Consider the following 14,564-nt stretch of genomic DNA (forward strand, 5'->3'; position numbering starts at 1 on the left):
GATCGGGAGGGTGGAGGCGGTCGCGAAACGGCCGGCCAGCTCCTCCATGTCGGCGACGCCGTCGCGGCCCACGTAGTCCACGCACAGGTCGAGCATGTGCGCGCCCTCGCGGATCTGGTCGCGGGCCATCTCGACGCAGTCGTCCCAGCGCGCTTCGAGCATCGCCTCGCGGAACTTTTTCGAGCCGTTGGCGTTGGTGCGCTCGCCGATCGCCATGTACGCGGTGTCCTGGCGGAACGGCACGGTCTGGTAGAGCGAGGCGGCGCCGGGCTCCGGGCGGGGGTCGCGCGCGCCGGGGGTGAGGCCCTGGACCCGCTCGACGACCTGGCGCAGGTGCTCCGGGGTCGTACCGCAGCAGCCGCCGATGAGGGAGAGGCCGTACTCGCGGACGAAGGTCTCCTGGGCGTCGGCGAGCTCGGCGGGGCTGAGCGGGTAGTGGGCGCCGTCGGAGGTGAGGACGGGCAGGCCGGCGTTGGGCATGCAGGAGAGCGGAATGCGCGAGTGGCGGGCGAGGTAGCGGAGGTGCTCGCTCATCTCGGCGGGGCCGGTGGCGCAGTTCAGTCCGATCATGTCGATGCCGAGCGGCTCCAGCGCGGTGAGCGCGGCGCCGATCTCGGAGCCGAGGAGCATGGTGCCGGTCGTCTCGACGGTGACGGAGACGATCAGCGGCACGTCGGCGCCGAGGGCGTCGAGGGCGCGGCGGGCGCCGATGACGGAGGACTTGGTCTGGAGCAGGTCCTGGGTGGTCTCGACGAGCAGGGCGTCGGCGCCGCCGGCGAGGAGGCCCTCGGCGTTCTGCTGGTAGGCGTCGCGCAGCAGGGTGTAGGGGGCGTGGCCGAGGGTGGGGAGCTTGGTGCCGGGGCCGATGGAGCCGAGGACCCAGCGCTGGCGGCCGGTGGCGGCGGTGAACTCGTCGGCGACCTCGCGGGCGATGCGCGCACCGGCCTCGGAGAGTTCGTGGACGCGCTCGGGGATGTCGTACTCCCCCAGGGCGGCGTGGTTGGCGCCGAAGGTGTTGGTCTCGACGCAGTCGACGCCGGCGGAGAAGTACTCCTGATGGACCGAACGGACGATGTCGGGCCGGGTGATGTTCAGGATCTCGTTGCATCCTTCGAGGTTCTGGAAGTCCTCGAGGGTGGGGTCCTGTGCCTGGAGCATGGTGCCCATGGCGCCGTCGGCGACGACCACTCGGCTGGCGAGTGCCTCGCGAAGGGCTGCGGCGCGGTTCCGGCTGTCTGCGGAAGGGGTCGGCAACGAGGCCATGGATGAGCTCCCTGGGATGCGACGGCTGTCGGCTTTGCACCCCCGGTGGAGGGCGCACGGGCCCAGCGTAACCGCGCTCGGGCCGGGGTGGACAAGGCGTCCCACGGGGCGGACGGCATCCTGTGTGCGGGGACTCCCGGTCCGGCCCGTTCTTGTCCGACACTGTCATGTGTGACACAAGGTCGGCATCGACCGATAGTGTTCAGCATTGTCGAACAACGTGAGAGGGAGAAGGCCGGGCGATGGCGAAGAACATCCAGTCGCTTGAACGGGCGGCGGCCATGCTGCGACTGCTCGCGGGCGGCGAGCGCCGGCTCGGCCTGTCGGACATCGCGTCCACGCTCGGGCTCGCCAAGGGCACCGCCCACGGCATCCTCCGCACCCTCCAGGCCGAGGGCTTCGTCGAGCAGGAGGCGGCCTCGGGCCGCTATCAGCTCGGCGCGGAGCTCCTGCGCCTCGGCAACAGCTATCTGGACGTGCACGAGCTGCGGGCGCGGGCCCTGGTCTGGACGGACGACCTGGCCCGGTCCAGCGGCGAGAGCGTGCACCTGGGGGTGCTGCACCTGAAGGGCGTGCTGATCGTCCACCACGTCTTCCGGCCGGACGACAGCCGCCAGGTCCTGGAGGTGGGGGCCATGCAGCCGCTGCACTCCACGGCGCTGGGCAAGGTCCTCTCGGCGTACGACCCGGTGGCGCACAGCGAGGTGCTGGAGGTCGAGCGGGAGGCGTTCACCCCCCGGACGACCACGGAGCCGGTGGCCTTCGAGTCGCTGCTCGACATGACGCGGGCCCGGGGCTGGGCCGCGGACGTGGAGGAGACCTGGGAGGGCGTGGCCTCGGTGGCGGCGCCGATCCACGACCGGCGCCGGATGCCGGTGGGCGCGGTGGCGGTCACGGGCGCCGTGGAGCGGCTCTGCCCCGGTGGGGAGCTGCGCGCGGAGCTGGTGGCGGCGGTACGGGACTGCGCCCGCGCGGTGTCCCGGGATCTGGGGGCCGGACGCTTCTGAGTCCTCCCCGTACGCCTGAACCCGCCGGTAACGATCCTGCCATCGGCGGGTTTTTCGCATCCCGGACCCTTGACGCGCTGTTGACCTGAGGGCAAAACTTCCGTTCACCGGTCGGCATTGCCGAACACCTAACGGCAATACGCGCTAGAGTGTGGCAGTGCCAAGGGCCGGTGACGCCCTCACACGAGGGCGCGAACCACCGGAGGGACCCGGGGTTCGCCTTCCCCTGGACGAAGGACAAAGGAGTCGCGGGTGTCCAGCTCCGACATCTTCCTCGGCGAGACCATCGGTACCGCCGTTCTCATTCTGCTCGGCGGCGGTGTGTGCGCCGCCGTCACGCTCAAGGGCTCCAAGGCCCGCAACGCGGGCTGGCTCGCGATCACCTTCGGGTGGGGCTTCGCCGTCATGACGGCCGTCTACATGACGGCTTCCCTCTCGGGCGCCCATCTGAACCCCGCCGTCACGGTCGGCATCGCGATCAAGGACGGGGAGTGGGGCAACGTCCCCGTCTACTTCGCGGGCCAGATGCTCGGCGCCATGATCGGCGCGGCGTTGGTCTGGGTGGCCTACTACGGCCAGTTCCAGGCGCACCTCGACGACCCCGAGGCCTCGGGCCAGAAGCCGATCGAGGGCCCCGGCCCGGTGCTCGGCGTCTTCTCCACCGGCCCCGAGATCCGGAACACCTGGCAGAACCTGGCCACCGAGATCATCGGCACCGTCGTGCTCGTCCTGGCCGTGCTCACCCAGGGCCTGAACGACAGCGGCAAGGGCCTCGGCGTCATAGGCGCCCTGATCACCGCGTTCGTCGTCGTCTCCATCGGCCTCTCGCTCGGTGGCCCGACCGGCTACGCGATCAACCCGGCCCGTGACCTCGGCCCGCGCATCGTGCACGCGCTGCTTCCCCTGAAGCACAAGGGCGGCTCCGACTGGAGCTACGCCTGGATCCCGGTCGCAGGTCCACTGATCGGTGGAGCCCTCGCCGCGGGTATCTACACCCTCGCGTTCGCCTGAGCCGTCCTTCCTCCAGACTTCCCCAGGAGCACACCGTGACCGACGCCCACACCTCCGGCCCCTTCATCGCGGCCATCGACCAGGGCACCACCTCCTCCCGCTGCATCGTCTTCGACAAGGACGGCCGGATCGTCTCGGTCGACCAGAAGGAGCACGAGCAGATCTTCCCGAAGCCCGGCTGGGTCGAGCACGACGCCGCCGAGATCTGGACCAACGTCCAGGAGGTGGTGGCCGGAGCCCTGGAGAAGGGCGGCATCGCCGCCGCCGACGTCAAGGCCATCGGCATCACCAACCAGCGCGAGACCACCCTGCTCTGGGACAAGAACACCGGTGAGCCCGTCCACAACGCCCTCGTCTGGCAGGACACCCGCACCGACGCCCTCTGCAAGGAGCTCGGCCGCAACGTCGGCCAGGACCGCTTCCGCCGCGAGACCGGCCTGCCGCTGGCGAGCTACTTCGCCGGCCCGAAGATCCGCTGGATGCTCGACAACGTCGAGGGCCTGCGCGAGCGCGCCGAGGCCGGCGACATCCTCTTCGGCACCATGGACTCCTGGGTCATCTGGAACCTGACCGGCGGCGCCGACGGCGGCGTGCACGTCACCGACGTCACCAACGCCTCGCGCACCATGCTGATGAACCTGCACACGCTGGCCTGGGACGAGAAGATCGCGGAGTCGATGGGGGTCCCCCTCAACGTCCTCCCCGAGATCCGCTCCTCCGCCGAGATCTACGGCCACGTCAAGGACGGGGCCCTCGCCGGCGTCCCGGTCGCCTCCGCGCTCGGTGACCAGCAGGCCGCCCTCTTCGGGCAGACCTGTTTCGCCGAGGGCGAGGCCAAGTCCACGTACGGCACCGGCACCTTCATGCTGATGAACACCGGTGACAAGATCATCAACTCCTATAGCGGCCTGCTGACCACGGTCGGCTACCAGATCGGCGACTCCAAGCCGGTCTACGCCCTGGAGGGCTCGATCGCCGTCACCGGTTCGCTGGTGCAGTGGATGCGCGACCAGATGGGCCTGATCAAGTCCGCGGCCGAGATCGAGACCCTCGCGTCCTCGGTCGAGGACAACGGCGGCGCCTACTTCGTGCCGGCCTTCTCCGGCCTGTTCGCCCCGTACTGGCGCTCCGACGCCCGCGGCGTGATCGCCGGCCTCACCCGGTACGTCACCAAGGCGCACATCGCCCGTGCCGTGCTGGAGGCCACCGCCTGGCAGACCCGCGAGATCACCGACGCCATGACGAAGGACTCCGGCGTCGAACTGACCGCGCTCAAGGTCGACGGCGGCATGACCTCCAACAACCTGCTGATGCAGACCCTCTCGGACTTCCTGGACGCGCCCGTCGTGCGCCCGATGGTCGCCGAGACCACCTGCCTCGGTGCCGCCTACGCCGCCGGCCTGGCCGTCGGCTTCTGGCCGGACACCGACGCGCTGCGCGCCAACTGGCGCCGCGCCGCGGAATGGACCCCTCGCATGGACGCCGACAGGCGTGACAGCGAGTACAAGAGCTGGCTCAAGGCCGTGGAGCGGACCATGGGCTGGATCGAGGACGAGGAGTAAGACACATGACCACCCTGCAGAGCGTCCCTGCCCTCGGGACGCACCCGGCGTCCGGCTCCCTCCCGAGCCGCGCCGAGACCCGGGACCGGCTTTCCAAGGCGACGTACGACCTCCTGGTGATCGGCGGCGGCATCCTGGGCATCTCCACCGCCTGGCACGCCGCGCAGTCGGGCCTGCGGGTGGCCCTGGTGGACGCCGGCGACTTCGCCGGCGCCACCTCCTCCGCCTCCTCGAAGCTCCTCCACGGCGGTCTGCGCTACCTGCAGACCGGCGCGGTGAAGCTGGTGGCGGAGAACCACTTCGAGCGGCGTGCGGTCTCCCGCCAGGTGGCACCGCACCTCGCCAACCCCCTCACCTTCTACCTGCCCGTCTACAAGGGCGGCCCGCACGGCGCGGCCAAGCTCGGCGCCGGCGTCTTCGCGTACAGCGCCCTGTCGGCGTTCGGCGACGGCGTCGGACACCTGCTCTCCCCCGCCAAGGCCGCGCAGGACGTGCCGGAGCTGCGGACCGACAACCTGAAGGCCGTGGCCGTCTACGGCGACGACCAGATGAACGACGCCCGCATGGCCCTGATGACGGTCCGCGCGGCGGTGGACGCCGGTGCCACCGTCCTCAACCACGCCGAGGTCACCGGACTGCGCTTCACCCGCGGCCGGGTCACCGGCGCCGAGCTCAAGGACCGCACCAGCGGCGACGAGTTCGGCGTGAGCGCCCGTCTGGTGCTCAACGCGACCGGCCCGTGGGTCGACCACCTGCGGAAGATGGAGGACCCGAACGCGGCCCCCTCCATCCGCCTCTCCAAGGGCGCGCACCTGGTCCTCAAGCGGACCTCGCCGTGGAAGGCCGCCCTGGCCACCCCGATCGACAAGTACCGCATCACGTTCGCGCTCCCCTGGGAGGACATGCTGCTGCTCGGTACCACCGACGAGGAGTACGAGGGCGACCCCGGCCAGGTCGAGGTCACCGAGAAGGACACCGCCCAGATACTGGACGAGGCCGCCTTCTCCATCCGCGACCAGCAGCTGTCGCGCGACCTGATCACCTACGCCTTCGCCGGCCTGCGGGTGCTGCCGGGCGGTCCCGGGGACACCTCCAAGGCCAAGCGCGAGACGGTCGTCACCGAGGGCCGCGGCGGCATGCTGTCGGTGGCCGGCGGCAAGTGGACGACCTTCCGCCACATCGGCCGTACGGTGATGAGGAAGCTGGAGCAGCTTCCCGGGCACCCGCTGGGCGAGGACTACGAGTCGGTGTCGACGCTGCCGAAGCGGCTGCCGCTGCCCGGCATCGCCAACCCGAACGCGGTCGCGCACCGGCTGCTCGTCGACGGTCCCGCCCCCGGCCCCCGGATGGCCGCCGACACCGCCAAGCACCTGGCGACGCACTACGGTTCGCTCTCCTTCGACATCGCGCGCATGGCGAACGACAACCCTGACCTGGCCCGCCGCATCCACCCGGACGCGCCGGAGATCTGGGCGCAGGTCGCCTACGCCCGTGACCACGAGTGGGCCGAGACGGCGGACGACGTGCTGCGCCGCCGTACGACGCTGACCATCCGCGGTCTGGCGACGGACGAGATCCGCGCCGACGTCGAGAAGATGCTCGGCAAGTAGGACGCACGCGTACGCGTGAAGTCCGCTGCGCGCAGGGGCGGTTCCTCCTCGGAGGGCCGCCCCCGCGGCGTGCCACACGCCGTCCACGCCGCCGCAACACTCGGCGCGCAGAGTGGGACGCATGAAGTTTCAGGTGCTCTCGATCGTCCACCACTCCCCGCACCCGCTCTCCGGTGAACTCCTCTCCGCCGCCGACCGGTTGGAGCAGGTCGTCACGCTCGGCGAGCACGCCGAACGGCTGGGCTTCGACGCGTACGCCGTCGGGGAACGGCACGCGGGCCCGTTCCTCTCCTCCGCTCCGACCGTGCTGCTCGCCGCGCTCGCCGCCCGCACGACCCGCATCCGGCTGCTCACCGGCGTCACCGTGGTCGCGATCCTCGATCCGGTCCGGGTCGCCGAGGACTACGCGACGCTCGACCAGCTCTCCCGGGGGCGGCTCGAACTCGTCGTCGGCAAGGGCGCGGAGGCCGGTCACTTCGACCTCTTCGGCCTCGACGAGGAGCGCCAGTGGGACCTCCAGAAGGAGAAGTACGAGCTGCTGCGCCGCCTCTGGACGGAGGAGGGCGTCGACTGGGAGGGCGAGTTCCGGCCGCCGCTGAAGAACGTCACCACGGTGCCGCGCCCCTACGCCGGTCCGCCCCGGATCTGGCACGGCTCGGCCACCAGCCTCAACTCCCCCGAGCTCGCGGCGAGACACGGCGACCCGCTCTTCACCGCCAACGCGATCCAGCCCCGTGAGGCGTACGCGCGGCTCATCGCCCACTACCGCGAGAAGTTCGAGGAGTACGGCCACGACCCGGCCCACGCGCGCGTGGCGGCCGGTTCCGGCGGACTGCTCATCGCCGACACCCCCGAGCGGGCGGTGGCCCGTTACAAGGACCTGTACGAGGCGAAGGTGCGGCAGAGCTTCAGGCCCGCGCTGGAGGGCAAGGCGGGCTACAACACCCCGTTCCGCACGATCGAGGACGCGATCGCCGACGGCCCCCAGCTGATCGGCTCGCCGCAGCAGATCATCGACAAGCTCCTCGGCTACCACGCGCATTACGGTCACGACCTGCAGTCCGTCACGGTCGACACCTTCGGGCAGTCGACGGCCGAGCAGATCGAGACGCTCCAGCGCTTCGCCGATGAGATCGCGCCCGTGGTCCGCAGGGAGGCGCCGAGCACGCTCTGGGAGGAGTGAGACCGCCGTGTGCGGAGGCGAGTTCCTGGGTAGTCGATCAAGGCCGCACGGGTTTTCGGGGAAGTCCGGGGGCTGCGGGCGGACCTCCGGAAAGCCTTAAGGTTGGTCCGTACGACAGGAACTTCGAAAAGGAGGCGCTGGGTGATCGAGCTCGAGGGGGTACCCGAGCTGATCGACCCGGTCATGGTGGCCGCGTTCGAAGGCTGGAACGACGCCGGCGACGCCGCCTCCACCGCGGTCGCCCACCTGGACCGGGAATGGAAGGGCGAGGTGTTCGCGGCGCTCGACGCCGAGGACTACTACGACTTCCAGGTCAACCGGCCCACGGTCTTCCTGGAGAACGGCGTGCGGAAGATCACCTGGCCGACGACACGGCTCTCCGTGGTCAGGGTCGGCGGCGACAAGCCCCGTGACCTGGTGCTGGTGCGCGGGATCGAGCCGTCGATGCGCTGGCGCTCCTTCTGCAACGAGATCCTCGCCTTCGCCCACGAACTGGGCGTGGAGATGGTCGTGATCCTGGGCGCGCTGCTCGGGGACACCCCGCACACCCGGCCGGTCCCCGTCAGCGGGGTGACCTCCGACCCGGACCTCGCGCGCACGATGGACCTGGAGGAGACCCGGTACGAGGGCCCGACGGGCATCGTGGGCATCCTCCAGGAGGCGTGCACCCACGCGGGCGTGCCGGCGGTGAGCCTGTGGGCCGCGGTGCCGCACTACGTGTCGCAGCCGCCGAACCCGAAGGCGACGCTGGCGCTCCTCAACCGGCTGGAGGACCTGATCGGTCTGCGCATCCCGCTCGGCGAGCTGCCCGAGGACGCGCGGGCCTGGCAGGTGGGCGTGGACCAGCTGGCCGCCGAGGACAGCGAGGTGGCCGAGTACGTGCAGACCCTGGAGGAGGCCCGCGACACGGCGGAGCTGCCGGAGGCCTCGGGCGAGGCCATCGCGCGCGAGTTCGAGCGGTATCTGCGGCGCCGTGAGCCGGGCAGCGGTCCGGGGCCGGGTGTGGCGACGGACGGCGGCGACTCACCGTTCCTGCGGGAGGCCGGCGGCCGTACGAGGCCCCCGAAGCCGGAGCAGCCGGGACCGGAGGCGGTACCGGGCACGGAGACGCCTCCGACGCCGGACGCGACGGACTCGGAAGGCGCGGGTCCGGAAGCCGCGGCGTCCGAGCAGGGCGACGACGGCTCGCGCGGGGCCGACGGGCCCGAGCCCCCCGCCGAGGGCGCGGGCGACGACACCGAGAAGTGACCGTACGGGAGGGGTGGCGCGGCCGCCCCTCCCGTACCGCGTGGAGCCGGTCGCGACCCGCACCGCGCACCCGGTCGAAAGCCACCGCCCCCGGACTCGTCGGAGTCCGGGGGCGGTGGCGTACGAGCCGGCCAGGGCTGGGCGCCCTCGCTACAGGGCGACGCCGAGGAGGGCGTCGACGGCGCGGGAGACGAGACCCGGAGCGGAGTCGTCCGTGCCGCCATCGGCCGTCTGGAGCGCGGCCCAGCGGTCGACCGCGGCGAGAGCCGTGGGCGTGTCGAGGTCGTCGGAGAGGGCCTCGCGCAGCTCCTCGACGAGCGCGTCGGCGGACGGGCCGTCGGGGCGGGACACGGCGGCGCGCCAACGGCCGAGGCGCTCCACGGCGTCCTGGAGGACCTGGTCGGTCCACTCCCAGTCGTCGCGGTAGCGGTGCGAGAGCAGCGCGAGCCGGATGGCGGCGGGGTCGACGCCGTCGCGGCGGAGCGCGGAGACGAAGACCAGGTTGCCGCGGGACTTGGACATCTTCTCGCCGTCGAGGGCGACCATGCCGGCGTGGACGTACGCCTTGGCCATGGGGAACTCGCCGGTGAGCGTCTGGGCGTGGGAGGCGCCCATCTCGTGGTGCGGGAAGATCAGGTCGGAGCCGCCGCCCTGCACGTCGAAGCCCATGCCGAGGTGGTCGAGGGCGATGGCGACGCACTCGATGTGCCAGCCGGGCCGGCCGGCGCCGAGGCTTCCGCCGTCCCAGCTCGGCTCGCCCTCGCGGGCGGCCATCCAGAGCATGGGGTCGAGCGGGTTCTTCTTGCCGGGGCGCTCCGGGTCGCCGCCGCGCTCGGCGGAGAGGTGGCGCATCAGCTCGGTGCTGTAGTTCGAGACCTGCCCGAAGTGGGGGTCGGCGTCGACGGAGAAGTAGATGTCGCCGTCGAGCTCGTAGGCGGCGCCGGAGTCCCGGAGGCGCTCGACGAGCGGGACGATGCCGGGTATGGCTTCGACGGCGCCGATGTAGTGCTGCGGGGGCAGCATCCGCAGGGCGGTCATGTCCTCGCGGAAGAGGGCGGTCTCGCGCTCGGCGAGGCCGACCCAGTCGATGCCGTCGCGGATCGCGCGCTCCAGGAGCGGGTCGTCCACGTCCGTGACGTTCTGGACGTAGTGCACCTGCCGCTTGGTGTCGAGCCACACGCGCTGAACGAGGTCGAACGCGTTGTAGGTCGCCGCGTGACCCATATGGGTCGCGTCGTACGGCGTGATGCCGCAGACGTAGATACGGGCGACGGGGCCGGGGGCGAGGGTCACTCGCCCGCCGGTCGCGGTGTCGTGGATCCGGAGGTCGCGGCCCTTACCGGGAAGGGCGGGGACCTCAGAAGCGGGCCAGGCATGCATGACCCGAGCGTAACCGGACAGGTGTTCCGGATACGAACCGGATCCGGGATCTTGACCGATTAGGCGGTCTTGCGGGTCGGAGGCGTGCGTGCATACCCCCCAGGGGTGCAACCGCCTCATCGACCTTGGCTGAAACCTTTCGGCCCGCTCAGACCGGGGGCCAGGGGATCGCGGGCCACTCCCCCGAGGGCACCGGATGCCGTCCGCTGGCCCGGAGGGACGCCACGCGCGCGCGTACCGCCGCGACCTCAGCGCCGGTGAGCAGTTGCGCCAGACGGGCGGCGAGGGGCGCTCCCGGCGCCAGGGAGCGGTCGAGCGCGTCGAGGACGGCGGTCGCCTCGGCGGGCAGTTCCTCGCCGGCCCACCCCCAGAGCAGGGTGCGCAGCTTGTCGTCGACGTGGAAGGTGACCCCGTGGTCGATGCCGTAGAGGCGTCCGTCGGGTGACGGCAGCAGATGGCCGCCCTTGCGGTCGCCGTTGTTGATGACGGCGTCCAGGACCGCGAGCCGGCGCAGTTCGGGGGTGTCGGCGTGGACGAGGAGCGCGGTGCGTTCCTCGTCGAGCTGGGCGGGCCCCACGGCCTTCCAGCCCTCGCCCGCCTCCTCGTCCTCGGTGAGCGCGAGCAGGCGCGCCCCCGGGTCGGCCTCGATCCACAGCTGGACCATGCCTTCGCCATACGGGCCGTCGCGGAGCACCGTCGGCGGGACCAGGCCCCAGCCGGTGGCCTCGGAGATCTCGTACGCGGCGACCTCACGCTGGGCGAGGGTGCCGTCGGGGAAGTCCCACAGCGGCCGTTCGCCCGCGACCGGCTTGTAGACGCAGGCCGCCTCCCGCCCCTCGTGGGCGACGGAGCAGTAGAGGACGGCGTTGGAGGCCTCGCGGACCTGGCCGCGGACGGTCAGCTCACCGTGGGCGAGCAGCTCGGCGTCCGGCGGCGTCGAGGGGCTGCTGCTCATGCTCCGCGACGGTATCCGTTCTGACGCGGGCAGACGTGCCCCTCGGGGTCGAGCGGCAGGCTGCACAGCGGGCACGGCGGCCGGCCCGCGTTGACGACGTCCAGGGCCCGCTTGGCGAAGGCGCGTGCCTGTGCGCCGCTGAGACGGACCCGGAGCATCGGCGGGCCGTTCTCCTCGTCCTGGAGGAGCCGTTCCTCGGCCTCGGCCAGGTCCTCCTCGGAGTCCACGTCGAGCTCGACGAGCGCCTGCGCCTCGACGATCATGCGCTGCTCCTCGCCGTCCCAGGCGAGCGCCATGGTGCCGACCCGGAACTCCTCCTCGACGGGTACGTCGAGGGGGGCGGTGTCGGCGACCTCGGCGGGGGCGACCGCGGGGACGGGCGCGTTGCCCCCGGTGCGGCGCACGACCTCGTCGAGGAGTTCGTCCATGCGCTCGGCGAGGGCGGCGACCTGTGTCTTCTCCAGGGCCACGCTGGTGACCCGGCCGCCTGCGGACGCCTGGAGGAAGAACGTACGGCGGCCAGGCAGCCCGACCGTACCGGCCACGAAACGCTCCGGTGGGTCGTAGAGGAACACCTGACGGGACACGTTTCCCGGCTCCCTTGCGTCTCGACGGTCGTACTACAGCGGCGCGTCCACCCTACTGCGCGAAGCGATCACGGTGCGCCCGCACCGCCCCCGACCGCGGCCGTCCCGCTGCTGTCGGGGTGGTCCCGGGGCGCGATGCCCGCGAAGTCCCCGGTGTCGCCGAGGCGCAGGAGGAAGGGACGCAGGCGCGTGTAGCGGATGACGGTGACCGAGCAGGGGTCGACGTGGAGGCGCTGGAAGAGGTCGAGGTGGAGGCCGAGCGCGTCCGCCACGATCGACTTGACGATGTCGCCGTGCGAGCACATGAGATAGCAGGCGTCCTCGCCGTACTCGGCCTCGATCCGGGCGTTCCAGGCGTGGACGGCGTCGACGGCGCGGGCCTGCATCGCACGCATGGACTCGCCGCCGGGGAAGGCCGCGGCGGAGGCGTGTGCCTGGACGACCTCCATGAGGGGTTCGTCGCTCAGCTCGGCCAGCTTGCGGCCCGACCAGTCGCCGTAGTCGCACTCGTTGATCCGGTCCTCGACGTGCAGCGGCAGGTCCGGGCGGGCGCCGAGGAGCGGCCGTACGGTCTCCCGGCAGCGCTGGAGGGGGCTGGAGACGACGGCGGCGAGCGGGACGTCCGCGAGGCGCCCGGGGAGCGCGGCGGCCTGCGCGGCCCCCCGCTCGTCGAGCGCGATCCCGGGCGTGCGCCCGGCGAGGACCCCGGAGGTGTTGGCGGTGGAGCGTCCGTGCCGGACGAGGATCAGCGTGGCCATGACGGCCAGCCTAGGGGGTGTCCTGGCGATCGGGCCCGGCCCGATCGCCAGGACACCGCGTGCATGCCCGGGGTGTTCGGGGGGAGAATGCGGCCCGTGATTGTCGACTCTGCCATCTACCGGGACGGGCGCCGTACGGACGGCCCCGCCGACCTCTCCGACGCGCTCGACGAGGCGCGGGCCACGGGAGACGCCTTCCTCTGGGTGGGGCTGCACGAGCCGACGGAGGCGGAGTTCGACCATGTCACCTCCGAGTTCGCGCTGCACCCGCTGGCCGTGGAGGACGCCCTGAAGGCGCACCAGCGGCCCAAGCTGGAGGTCTACGACGACAGCCTCTTCGCCGTGCTGAAGCCGATCGTGTACGAGCCGGAGAGCGACCGGGTGTCCTCGGGCGAGCTGATGCTGTTCGTGGGCGACTCGTTCGTGGTGACGGTCCGGCACGGCGAGGGCGCGCCGCTCGCCGAGGTGCGCCGCCGTCTCGAAGCGGACCCGGAGCTGCTGAAGCACGGGCCGACGGCGGTGCTGTACGCGGTGGGCGACGCGATCGTGGACCACTACCTCGACGTGGCGGGCGAGCTCCAGGTGGACCTGGAGGAGCTGGAGGCGGACGTCTTCGCGCCGACCGGCGGCAATCCGGCGAACACCGCGGAGCGGATCTACACGGCGAAGCGCCAGGTGCTGGAGTTCCGGCGGGCCAGCGGCCCGCTCGCGGGGCCGCTGGCCCGGCTGACGGCCGGGTCGGTGCCCTTCGTGAACGAGCGCTCGCAGCCGTTCTTCCGGGACGTCAACGACCATCTGCTGCGCTCCAACGAGCAGGTGGAGGGGCTCGACCGGCTGCTGTCCGACGTGCTGTCGGCCCACCTCGCGCAGATGGGGGTGCGGCAGAACGACGACATGCGGAAGATCTCGGCGTGGGCCGCCATGGCGGCGGTCCCCACGATGGTGGCGGGGATCTACGGCATGAACTTCGACCACATGCCGGAGCTGCGCTGGGTGGGCTCGTACCCGGTGGTGATCGCCGTGATGTCGGGGATCGTCTTCATGCTGTACCGGCTGTTCAAGCGGCGCGGCTGGATGTGAGCCCTGCCCCCGGCGGGCAGGGCTCACGGGGCTCAGAAGGCGGGGGCGGGGGTCGCGGGTCCGCCGAGGGCGTCGAGCCGCTCGGGCATCCGCAGGTCGACCATCCGGTGCCACCCCGCCGCGCGCTCGTACACGTACATGCCGCGGATGCCGGCGGCGAGGGCGAGGGCCTTGGGCCGGGGCCAGCGCAGGATCCGCCCCATGTGGCGCATCACGGCGAGGCTGACGTCGCGGTAGACCTGGATCTCGACGAGGGCGGACTCGCGCAGGGTCCGCTGGATGAGCCGGCCGTGACCCTCGCGCGCGAGGCGCAGCAGTTCCTCGTGGCAGTAGGCGAGGTGGTTCGCCTCGTCGTGGTCGATCATGTGGATGGCCTTGCCGAGTTCGGGGTGGTCGCCGAAGTACGTGACCAGCATGTCCATCTGGTCGGCGGCCCGCTGCTCGGTGACCCGGCTGTGGGCGAGGTAGACGACGATGTCCCGCTCGGTCAGCGGCTCGTCGCGGCGGAGCTTGTCGTGCGCGAGGCCGATGCCGCGCTGTTCGAGCAGCATCGTGTAGTCGGTGTCGGGCGGCACGGGCACGGGGGTGAGGCCGCGCTTCTTCATCAGTGCCTGGAAGATCCGGCCGTGCTTGTCCTCGTCGGCGCCGTGCCGGGTGATCTTCGGCGTGAGGTCCCTCATGCCGGGCGCGACGAGGGCGGCGATCCGGGCGTTCTCCCAACCGCCCTGGGTCTCTCCGCTCGCCGCGATGGAGCAGAAGAGCCGGAACGACTCGTCGTTGTCGATGATTTCCTGGAACAGACCCTTGGCCGTGAGCATCGCCGTCACCTCCGTGCGCGTGTCCGCACTCCGTACGCCCCCGGGGCGAGTCAAGTGCGGTGGGGGGCGGCGGGCAACAGGAGGGCCGTACGGCTCGGCCGA

The 14,564-nt window shown here is 71.7% G+C and carries 13 protein-coding genes; 7 read left to right on the forward strand and 6 right to left on the reverse strand.

The features are described 5' to 3' along the window. Positions 1-1,263, reverse strand: a 1,263-nt coding sequence (locus tag AMK29_RS33065; RefSeq protein WP_158071375.1) for a homocysteine S-methyltransferase family protein, incomplete at its 3' end; no start/stop codon positions are given. Between the two features lie 242 nt (positions 1,264-1,505). Here AMK29_RS33065 and AMK29_RS33070 point away from each other — a divergent pair. The 6 genes from AMK29_RS33070 to AMK29_RS33095 all read left to right on the forward strand — a co-directional run bounded on the left by AMK29_RS33070 (position 1,506) and on the right by AMK29_RS33095 (position 8,884). Beyond that, entirely contained in the window at positions 1,506-2,270 is a 765-nt protein-coding gene (locus AMK29_RS33070; RefSeq protein ID WP_073819767.1) for an IclR family transcriptional regulator, read from the forward strand. 252 nt (positions 2,271-2,522) lie between these two features. Beyond that, entirely contained in the window at positions 2,523-3,281 is a 759-nt protein-coding gene (locus AMK29_RS33075; protein WP_073819768.1) for an MIP/aquaporin family protein, read from the forward strand. A gap of 35 nt (positions 3,282-3,316) precedes the next feature. Continuing rightward, entirely contained in the window at positions 3,317-4,843 is a 1,527-nt protein-coding gene (gene glpK / locus AMK29_RS33080) for a glycerol kinase GlpK (RefSeq protein ID WP_073819769.1), read from the forward strand. A gap of 5 nt (positions 4,844-4,848) precedes the next feature. Then, positions 4,849-6,453 (forward strand): glycerol-3-phosphate dehydrogenase/oxidase, encoded by a 1,605-nt coding sequence (locus tag AMK29_RS33085; protein WP_073819770.1) that lies wholly within the window; start codon positions 4,849-4,851, stop codon positions 6,451-6,453. A 121-nt stretch (positions 6,454-6,574) separates the two neighbouring features. Next, positions 6,575-7,636, forward strand: coding sequence for an LLM class flavin-dependent oxidoreductase (locus tag AMK29_RS33090; protein ID WP_073819771.1), 1,062 nt, complete (start codon positions 6,575-6,577; stop codon positions 7,634-7,636). A gap of 141 nt (positions 7,637-7,777) precedes the next feature. Then, on the forward strand, positions 7,778-8,884 hold the full coding sequence (locus AMK29_RS33095) for a PAC2 family protein (RefSeq protein WP_073819772.1): 1,107 nt from the start codon (positions 7,778-7,780) through the stop codon (positions 8,882-8,884). Positions 8,885-9,034: 150 nt separating this feature from the next. On the opposite strand, the gene mshC is transcribed toward AMK29_RS33095, so the two are convergent. The 4 genes from mshC to AMK29_RS33115 all read right to left on the reverse strand — a co-directional run bounded on the left by mshC (position 9,035) and on the right by AMK29_RS33115 (position 12,564). Then, the gene (gene mshC, locus AMK29_RS33100) at positions 9,035-10,264 is read right to left on the reverse strand and encodes a cysteine--1-D-myo-inosityl 2-amino-2-deoxy-alpha-D-glucopyranoside ligase (protein WP_073819773.1); all 1,230 of its coding nucleotides are present in this window, start codon (positions 10,262-10,264) and stop codon (positions 9,035-9,037) included. A 148-nt stretch (positions 10,265-10,412) separates the two neighbouring features. Further along, positions 10,413-11,219 (reverse strand): SCO1664 family protein, encoded by an 807-nt coding sequence (locus tag AMK29_RS33105; RefSeq protein WP_073819774.1) that lies wholly within the window; start codon positions 11,217-11,219, stop codon positions 10,413-10,415. Beyond that, a complete protein-coding gene (locus tag AMK29_RS33110) occupies positions 11,216-11,806 on the reverse strand; it encodes a DUF3090 domain-containing protein (RefSeq protein ID WP_073819775.1) in 591 nt (196 codons plus the stop codon). The genes AMK29_RS33105 and AMK29_RS33110 overlap by 4 nt, the downstream gene beginning before the upstream one ends. 68 nt (positions 11,807-11,874) lie before the next feature. Continuing rightward, positions 11,875-12,564, reverse strand: a complete 690-nt coding sequence (locus tag AMK29_RS33115) for a histidine phosphatase family protein (RefSeq protein WP_073819776.1) — start codon at positions 12,562-12,564, stop codon at positions 11,875-11,877. 87 nt (positions 12,565-12,651) lie between these two features. On the opposite strand from AMK29_RS33115, the gene AMK29_RS33120 reads away from it, so the two are divergent. Then, positions 12,652-13,644 carry a magnesium and cobalt transport protein CorA gene (locus tag AMK29_RS33120; RefSeq protein WP_073819777.1) on the forward strand — a complete coding sequence of 331 codons (993 nt, stop codon included), beginning with the start codon at positions 12,652-12,654 and terminating at the stop codon, positions 13,642-13,644. 32 nt (positions 13,645-13,676) lie between these two features. Here the strand turns inward: AMK29_RS33120 and AMK29_RS33125 are convergent, their stop codons facing one another. Then, positions 13,677-14,462: a hypothetical protein gene (locus AMK29_RS33125; protein ID WP_073819778.1), complete on the reverse strand. Its 786-nt coding sequence runs from the start codon at positions 14,460-14,462 to the stop codon at positions 13,677-13,679. Positions 14,463-14,564 lie beyond the last annotated feature (102 nt).

The sequence above is a fragment of the Streptomyces sp. CB02261 genome (genome assembly GCF_001905665.1).
Classification (GTDB): domain Bacteria; phylum Actinomycetota; class Actinomycetes; order Streptomycetales; family Streptomycetaceae; genus Streptomyces.